The organism is Aeromonas sp. R1-2 (assembly GCF_040908505.1).
Lineage (GTDB): Bacteria > Pseudomonadota > Gammaproteobacteria > Enterobacterales > Aeromonadaceae > Aeromonas > Aeromonas veronii.
On sequence record NZ_JBFODU010000032.1, the window covers coordinates 165,881 to 174,026 of the forward strand.

Below are 8,146 nucleotides of genomic sequence, written 5' to 3' on the forward strand. Positions count from 1 at the left end.
GATTTGTGACATCAGTTCAAATGGTTACGTTTTCAAGCCGAGGAAAGTGTGACGGAGAGGAGAGGGACGCTCTGTCGATAAAAATAGCGGCCATAAAAAATGCCGGTCAGGTGACCGGCATTTGGCATTGCAGGTATCGTCGTCACATCAGACGGTGAAGAACTTGAAGTTGACGAAGGCCACCGCGATGAAGGAGGCCACCATGCCGCTGATGCAGAGCACAGCAGGGCGGATGGCGGGCCAGCGATGGGTCAGCAGAATGATGGCCAGCAGGGTCGGGTAGAGCCCGAACATGTAGCGTGGCATGGCGTTGAGGCCGGTCATCAGCGGAATGGTGCAGCAGATGAACATCAGGGTCGCTTCCGCCCAGCGTTTCTGGCTGAACAGGTAGCCGTTCAGGCACCAGCCGAAGATCACCATGATAGAGAGGTAAGCCTTGCGGCCGCCCAGCTCGAAACCGCTCAGCCACCAGTCCAGCGGGCTGTCCATATAGCGACCCCAGGCCACCTGAATGTGTTTGAAGGCAAAGGCATCGCCGGTCAGGTGATAGAGGTAGACCATGTAGGCAAACAGGCCAAAGGGGATCATCCAGAGGGTGAACACCACCTTGAAGGCGCGCTCGGTGAAGCGGAAAAATTCCCGCCAGCCGTAAGCCTGTAGCGCCAGGATCAGCACCGGGAAGACCATCATCACCCCCAGGTTGCGGGTAGCGGAGATACAGACCCCCAGCACGGCCACCATCAGCCACTGCTCCCGATAGGCGAACAGGAACATCCCCAGCATCAGCGCCATAAAGGTCGACTCGGTATAACCGGAGACGAAGTAGGCTGAGAAGGGGGAAAAGGCGAGCAGCCAGACGCCGAAGCGGGCGGTATCGTCCCCCAGCTTGAGCTGACGCAACACCAGCAGCATCAGCGGCAAACTGGCGAAGAAGGAGAGGTTGGTAACAATGATGAGGCCGATCAGGCTCTCGACATTGAACAGGTTGGAGATGGCACCGGAGACCATCGGGTAGAGCGGCATAAAGGCCCAGTTGGCCGCATTGCCCTTGCTCAGCCAGCGCGGGTAGAGATCGTATCCATTTTCGATAATGCGCTGGAACCAGACGCAGTCGAACTGACAATAGGCCTGCAGCGGGCCGATGTCGGGGGAGCCATAGAGCTGGACACCGAAGTAACCCATGCCATACAGCGCCACCCGGCTCAGCATGAAGGCGGCGATGATCATCAGCCAGTCACGGCCGCTGATGCGCAGTGACGGGCGATAGGGGAATGCAGCCCCGGTTAGCGGGGCAGTATTGGTCATATCATTCATCAGGCAAAAACCCAGACGCGAGAGAGAACGTAAGTGAGGACGGTAACGGTCAGGGTGGCGATGACCACCGGCAGCAGACCGGAGAGCCCCGCAAACAGCAGGCCGCTCAGGATCAGGTTACGCACCGCCAGCGAGAAGAGGGCGACCAGCAGAAACTTGCTGGCAGCTCCCTGCTTCTGGAAGGTGATGTAGCGGTGACCAAAGAAGGAGAACCAGAACGCGATGGCAAAAGCCAGCGTGGTAACCAGGTGCTCCGAGATGGTGGGCCAGGTATGAAACAGTGCGATGGAGGTGCCAAGGTCGACGAGGGTAGCCCCCCCGCCGACAAAACCGAAACGTACCAGCCGCCAGAATTCCTCGCGGGAGATCATTGAGGCGCCTGCTCCTGCTGCTCTTGCGGGTTGCTGTCAGCGCTCTGCGGTTTGGCCGCATCCTGCCTGGCATACTGGCCATAGACCCCTTCAATGAGGTAGACCGGGCGCTGTTTCACTTCCACGAACATGCGGCCGATGTACTCGCCGATGATGCCGAGCGACAGCAGCTGGATACCGCCGAGGAACAGCACTACGGACATCAGGGAGGCGTAACCGGGCACGTCGATGCCGAAGAAGACCACCTGGGTCACGATCTTTAGGATGTAGAGGAAGGCGACGAAGGAGACGCCGACACCCACATAGCTCCAGACCCGCAGCGGCCAGCTGGAGAAGCTGAGCAGACCGTCGAGGGCGAAGTTCCACAGTTTCCAGTAGTTGAATTTGGTTTCACCGGCGTGACGGGCCGGGCGCTCGTAGGGGACGCCAACGGCACGGAAACCGGCCCAGGCAAACAGACCCTTCATGAAGCGGTTGCGCTCTGGCAGCAGCTTGATCGCCTCGACCACGCGACGGTCGATCAGGCGGAAGTCACCGGCGTTCTCCGGCAGCTTGGTGCTGGTGGAGAGGGCGTTGAAGAAGCGGTAGAAGCCACCGGCAGTCAGGCGCTTCATCGGGGTATCTGCGCTGCGATCGACGCGGATGCCGTAGACGGTGTCATAGTCACCGGTCTGCCACAGTTTGACGAACTCCAGAATCAGGGCGGGCGGGTCTTGCAGATCCACGTCCATCGGCACGATGGCATCCCCTTTGGCTTGATGCAGACCGGCGGTCAGAGCCGCCTCTTTACCGAAGTTGCGTGCCAGGTTGACCAAGGTTACGCGCGGGTCACGGGCGATGGCCTGCTCGACCACTTCACGGGTGCGGTCACGGCTGCCATCGTTGACGAATACAATTTCAAGCTGGTCTTTCAGCGGGGCCAGTTCGTTGTCTATCGCGTTGATGAAGGCATCGATGCTCTCTTCCTCGTTGTAAACGGGAACGACCAGAGAGAGTCGAAAATCTGGATGCGACATAAGAACGTCCTTATTTGGGATAGTTGTTTTTATAAAATGGTATTCGGGGCAAGGATCACTGGGCTACGGTCAAACGTACCGACTGCACATTGATGGGAGTAGGTGCCGAGAGCGCCAGAAAATTGGGGCGCTTGGGATCTGCCGTGAGCGAGTCGCCGGGCAGACTGAGGCGGATTTCGTTGATGCCCGCTTTGGCCAGTTTCACCGTGGTGGTGAAGTCGTGACCCAGCGCCACTTTCAACAGTGCACCGGCTTCCGGGCTGTTGATGCGGGCCTGTACGGTAAGCTGATCCGGATTGGCTGCCTGCTTGGGCAGCACAAAGTAGAGACCTCCCTGACCGCTGAGCAGGGTACCTTCATTGCTCGGCTTCTTGGCCCAGCCTTCGCTGGAGAGAAAGCGGCTCGGCTTGGTCAGATTGAGCTCGTTACCAGGCTGATAGGTCATGCTGGAGTTGTGTTCCCAGAAGCGGGTCTTGCCTTCCAGATAATAGAGTTTGTAGGCCAGGCTCACGTTGGGGTGAGCAGCCAGATAGAGGGTGTAAAGATAAAAACCGCTTAACGCCAGAATGGCAGTCAAAAAACCGAACTTTTTGTACGTCATATCACTCTCTATGCCTGACAGAATGGGTAGGCCGATGTCGCGCATATGCTAATCCAATTGCAAAAAAAGCATAGTGGATCACAAAAAAATATTTGGTCACATATTAACCCCTTTTTACCCCTGTTCCAAACGTTGCTGTTTCCCGGTTAAACAGGCCTGGCGGGGCACAGGTTGCCAGTGGCGCTCCGGCAGGGCATTTGGCAAATAGAAGCGCTTTGCTGCGTCATTTTCTAGCGGATGCGATAGTCATCTGGCCTCTATCGCCATTTTGCAGGGGGCGATTTATGATGACTCACTTATTCGTCAAGGATGACATATGAAGTGGCTCTCTTGCTGTCTGTTGCTTGGATTATGGGCGCCAATGGCATTGGCCAGGGCCCTGTGTCCCGAGCCCATTCAGGTCGGTTACGATAACTGGCCCCCCTACCATTATTACGAGGCCGACTCACCGCAAGAGGTGCGCGGTTATGCCGCCGAGGTGCTGACGGCTGTGCTCACTTCCATGCACTGCAAGGTCAACTATGTGGAGCTGCCCTGGAAGCGGGTACTGCACGAAATGGAATATGGCGAGATAGACATGGCGATGGAGGCGAATATCAATGATGAGCGCGCTCGTTATGCCTGGTTTTCCGACTCCTACAACCCGGGGCGTACCTTGCTGTGGATCCACAAGGGCAGCCACTATCCCGAGCAGGATCTGACGAGCTGGCTGGCCAGTGGTTACTCCCTCGGCGTCACCAAAGAGTACTTCTATGGTGAGGAAGTGATGTCGCTGCTCGCTCTCTATGCCAAACAGGTGAGTGCGGTGAGCGACCAGCAAAATTTTGAGAAGCTGGCCCGCGGCCGGATCGACGGTTTCCTCGGTGACATGTTGGCTACCCCCAGCGCCCTTAACAAGGAGGGGATGAGCGGTCTGTTCACCAGTCACCCCATGGTGGTATCTGAATCGCCGAGCTTCTTTATGTTGGGCAAGCGCAGCTTTTCGCCGCAGTTCTTGCAACAATTCAATCAGGCGTTGGCGCGGTTCAAGGAGACAGATGCGTATGACATTATCTGGCAGCGTTATGCCCCCGGGCGCTAGCAAAGTATTGGCCGTTCACGCATCATGAGCGGCCTGAGCATCGGGTCTGCTTGTCAGGCCCGACAGAGTGAACAAACCGTTTTGAGGTACCCATGGGGATGAAGTATTGGCTGGCCCTTGCCAATCTGGTGTGGCTGGGATGTTTGCCCGCTGGCGCGGTACATGCGACCGAAGCACAAGTTGTGGTGGCGGCCAGTGAAACTGGACACGACTGGTATCAGGGCAGTCAGGCCGAACAGGCCCGTGTCGAGCTGGAACAGCAGTTGCAAGAGGCTGTGCTGGCCCAGCTGCATCCCGATTTTTTCACGCTTTGGAAGCGCCTGCAGGCCACTCCTGCAGACAAGCGTGGCGCCATCTATGACGACATTTTTACCAAGCTGAGTCGTTTCCAGCACGCCTGGCGGGGGATGGATCTGGTCTCGCGCGAGCAGATGAAGACCCTCAAGCTCGATTTGAACCGCCCTGTAGTGACCCAACCCAGCGATGATGACCTGCTCACCCAGGTGAAATCCCTGCGCCCCCAGGTGGCAGAATACGAGGCGGTGCGGGCCAAAGTGCACAAGCTGCTGGCGATGCCGATGGCCAGCAAGTGGCCGACCCTCGATATGCCAACCCTGCGTGCCGGAGAGAGCTCCGCCGAGCTTGGCCAGATCCGCGCCATGCTCAACGAGCTGGGCGACAGCGCCCCGAGCCATGGTGATCAGATTTACGATGGTGATACCGAGCAAGCCATCAAGCAGTTCCAGCGTCGTCACGGTCTCACCGCGGACGGCATCATCGGCCGTCAGACCCGCTCCTGGCTCAATACCGGCCCGCAAGTGCGCGCCAGCCTGCTGCTGCGTAACCTGTGGCGTCGCGATCTGGTGGATCAGCTCGCCGGTGGCCGCTACGTGCTGGTCAATATTCCCGACTACCGTCTGAGCGTGGTGGAGTCCGGCAACGAGGTGTTTACCAGCCGGGTCATCGTCGGCAAGGAGCAGCGCGCCACTCCCATTCTGGCCAGCGAAATTCGCTCCATCGTGCTCAATCCCTCCTGGCATGTGCCGCGCTCCATCCTGAGCAAGGACATCCTGCCCAAGCTGGGTCGCGATCCCGCCTATCTGAGTCGTGAGCAGTTCGAGGTGATCGACAGCGAGGGCAATCCGGTCCAGTTCACCGAAGAGGGGTGGCATCAGGCGCTGGCCGCCGGTTTCCCCTATCGCCTGCGGCAAAAGCCGGGGGATCACAATGCCCTGGGGCGCTACAAGTTCTACCTGCCCAACAATGACGCCATCTATCTGCACTCCACTCCGCGCAAGGCGCTGTTCGAGCAGGGGGCGCGCGCCTTCAGTTCGGGCTGCATCCGGGTGGAGCATGCCGACGATCTGGCCGAACTGTTGCTGGCGGACTCCCGCTATCAGCCGGACAAGGTGGCCAATATCCTCAAGGAGAGCCAGACCAAATGGTTGCCGCTCACCACGCCTATTCCGGTCTTTACCGTCTACTGGAGCAGCTGGATCGACGAAAATGGTCGCCAGCAACTGCGTAACGACATCTACGGATTTGATCGGGTCAGCTTCCAGAGCCGCCTGCTGTGATCCCTGCCACAGAGTGAAAAGCCCGGCCTGTGCCGGGCTTTTCTATGGGTGATTGAGGTTTGACAGGGCCCCCCGCCGGAGGGTAGTTTCAAGCGCCTGTATTACATTCAGTCAGTGATCTTATTCAACTATTTTCGCTTGAATCTGCGATGGACGAACCCCTTATGCTGGAACAAGAGATAAGTCGACGTCGCCTGTTGCTGGGAGCCGGTTGCCTGCTGGGCAGCTCGCTGATCTCCTTCCCTGCACTGGCCAGCCGCAGTACCACCGGGCGTGAACTCAGTTTCTTCAATCTCAATACCGGCGAGCGGGTGCGCGCCAGCTATTGGGAAAATGGCCACTATCTGAGCGACGGGTTGGCCGAGCTCAACCACATCTTCCGTGATTACCGGCGCAACGAAGTGTTCAACATCGACAAGAAGCTGTTTGATCAGCTGTTCCTGTTGCAGCACAAGCTGGGTCGGCGCAGCGAAATTCAGCTGATCTCCGGCTATCGCGCACCGGCCACCAATCGCCAGAAGCGTCACAAGAGCCGCGGCGTGGCCAAACACAGCTACCACACCCTGGGGCAGGCGGTGGATGTGCGGATCCCCGGCGTACAGCTGGCCCATCTGCGCAAGGCGGCGCTCCAGCTCAAGGTGGGTGGGGTCGGTTACTATCCCCGTGATAACTTCGTTCACCTCGATACCGGCCCGGTGCGCAGCTGGTAAAGGGGTTGGCAAGCTGCCAAGCTCTTCCCACCAGAGAGGAGATAGCGATGAAAAAGATAGTGATTGGCGGCCTGATCGCCCTGTTGTTGACCGGTTGTAGCAAGCTCAACCGTGAAAATTACGACCAGTTGAAGATGGGGATGAGTTACGCCGAGGCCAGTACCATTCTGGGCAAGGCGGAGCGCTGTGATGATGCGCTGGGCACCACCAGCTGCCTCTGGGGCGGGGAAGGGAAGAACATCAAGATCCGCTTTATCGCCGACAAGGCGACCTTCTTCAGCTCGGAAGGGATTAACTGAGTCGCAGAACGTCCATGAAAAAAGCGCCACTCGGGCGCTTTTTTGTTGCTCGCAATCCAACCCGCTTAGCCAGAAGCTGGCGTACTCAATGGGTCGCGTACTGGTAGTTGAAAGTGGGCAGACCCCACTTGAAGCGTACCGCCAGCAGCCGCAGCACAAAGCCGATTCCGATGGAACCGAACGCGGCCCAGTTGGTCGGCAAGCCCTGATCCAGCGCCAGACAGTAGAGGGCTGCGGTGATCAGCGAAATGGCTGCATAGAGCTCGCGACGAAATACCAGTGGAATCCGTTGGCAGAGCAGATCCCGCAGCACCCCGCCAAAGACTCCGGTCACCACCGCCATGATGCAGGCAATACCGGCGCCGTGGCCCATATCCAGCGCCCGGGCCGCACCGAAGATGGAGAAGACCACCAGTCCCAGGGCATCAAGGGCCATGAACAGCTTGCCGAGGTAGCGCATCAGGGGGGCGGAGACCACACCCGCCATCGCGGCTGCTGCAACCAGCAGCACGTATTCCGGATGTTCAATCCAGAGCAGCGGATAGTGGCCCAGCAGCACATCGCGAATGGTGCCACCACCGATGGCCGTCGCCGAGGCGATGATCACTACACCAAACAGATCCATCCGTCGCCGACCCGCGGCCAGCGCGCCGGTCATCCCTTCGGCCACCAGGCCCACCAAGAAGAGTGCATGTAACATGAGATATCCCAGGGAACGAGAAAGGCCAGAATCCTACCAACTCGTGTCATATGGGACAAGCTATCGAATGCATGCATTAATTTAATTCATGCTAAATGCGAAAAAGGCACCGTTTCGGGTGCCTTTTTCTAATCAATTGTCCCGTCCTGAATATGGTTTACACCTTTCCCCCCAATAAATGGAGAACCCGATGGGACAAGGTGTGAAACGGACACAGCGCGATTACTCGCTGACTTTTAAACTGGCACTGGTCGAGCAGATTGAAAAAGGCGAGCTCACCTACAAACAGGCTCAGGTGCGTTATGGCATTCAGGGCCGCTCCACCGTTCTGGTATGGTTGCGTAAACATGGTCGGCAAGATTGGAGCCAGGGGGCTTCTGTGCGCGCCGGCAGGAGCATCACCATGCCTGACCCCGACAACCAGACGCCCGAACAGCGCATCAAGGAACTCGAGCAGCAGCTGGCGCTGATGAGTCA

The 8,146-nt window shown here is 58.2% G+C and carries 9 protein-coding genes and 1 pseudogene; 5 read left to right on the top strand and 5 right to left on the bottom strand.

Annotation, left to right across the window (positions count from 1 at the left end):
• Positions 1 to 147 precede the first annotated feature (147 nt).
• From AB5Y76_RS13370 to AB5Y76_RS13385, 4 genes are read right to left on the bottom strand one after another with little or no spacing between them, the layout of a single operon-like run.
• Positions 148 to 1,314, bottom strand: a complete 1,167-nt coding sequence (locus tag AB5Y76_RS13370) for a hypothetical protein (RefSeq protein WP_263717492.1) — start codon at positions 1,312 to 1,314, stop codon at positions 148 to 150.
• Positions 1,314 to 1,685: a GtrA family protein gene (locus AB5Y76_RS13375; protein ID WP_005338463.1), complete on the bottom strand. Its 372-nt coding sequence runs from the start codon at positions 1,683 to 1,685 to the stop codon at positions 1,314 to 1,316. The genes AB5Y76_RS13370 and AB5Y76_RS13375 overlap by 1 nt, the downstream gene beginning before the upstream one ends.
• Positions 1,682 to 2,701: a glycosyltransferase family 2 protein gene (locus AB5Y76_RS13380; protein WP_139441816.1), complete on the bottom strand. Its 1,020-nt coding sequence runs from the start codon at positions 2,699 to 2,701 to the stop codon at positions 1,682 to 1,684. Before AB5Y76_RS13380 ends, AB5Y76_RS13375 begins: the two co-directional genes overlap by 4 nt.
• A gap of 55 nt (positions 2,702 to 2,756) precedes the next feature.
• Positions 2,757 to 3,302, bottom strand: coding sequence for a hypothetical protein (locus tag AB5Y76_RS13385; protein WP_219296044.1), 546 nt, complete (start codon positions 3,300 to 3,302; stop codon positions 2,757 to 2,759).
• A gap of 316 nt (positions 3,303 to 3,618) precedes the next feature.
• On the opposite strand from AB5Y76_RS13385, the gene AB5Y76_RS13390 reads away from it, so the two are divergent.
• The 4 genes from AB5Y76_RS13390 (at position 3,619) to AB5Y76_RS13405 (ending at position 6,969) form a co-directional block, all read left to right on the top strand.
• On the top strand, positions 3,619 to 4,383 hold the full coding sequence (locus AB5Y76_RS13390; protein ID WP_263717493.1) for an ABC transporter substrate-binding protein: 765 nt from the start codon (positions 3,619 to 3,621) through the stop codon (positions 4,381 to 4,383).
• 92 nt (positions 4,384 to 4,475) lie between these two features.
• The gene (locus AB5Y76_RS13395; protein WP_005358830.1) at positions 4,476 to 5,960 is read left to right on the top strand and encodes a murein L,D-transpeptidase; all 1,485 of its coding nucleotides are present in this window, start codon (positions 4,476 to 4,478) and stop codon (positions 5,958 to 5,960) included.
• Between the two features lie 164 nt (positions 5,961 to 6,124).
• Positions 6,125 to 6,670, top strand: a complete 546-nt coding sequence (locus AB5Y76_RS13400) for a DUF882 domain-containing protein (protein WP_005338458.1) — start codon at positions 6,125 to 6,127, stop codon at positions 6,668 to 6,670.
• 47 nt (positions 6,671 to 6,717) lie between these two features.
• Positions 6,718 to 6,969 (top strand): hypothetical protein, encoded by a 252-nt coding sequence (locus tag AB5Y76_RS13405; RefSeq protein ID WP_005338457.1) that lies wholly within the window; start codon positions 6,718 to 6,720, stop codon positions 6,967 to 6,969.
• Positions 6,970 to 7,054: 85 nt separating this feature from the next.
• Here AB5Y76_RS13405 and AB5Y76_RS13410 read toward each other — a convergent pair whose 3' ends face one another.
• Positions 7,055 to 7,669, bottom strand: coding sequence for a trimeric intracellular cation channel family protein (locus AB5Y76_RS13410; RefSeq protein ID WP_005338456.1), 615 nt, complete (start codon positions 7,667 to 7,669; stop codon positions 7,055 to 7,057).
• Positions 7,670 to 7,859: 190 nt separating this feature from the next.
• Between AB5Y76_RS13410 and AB5Y76_RS13415 the strand changes: the two are divergent.
• A pseudogene (locus AB5Y76_RS13415) lies at positions 7,860 to 8,146 on the top strand (IS3 family transposase); the annotation flags it as partial.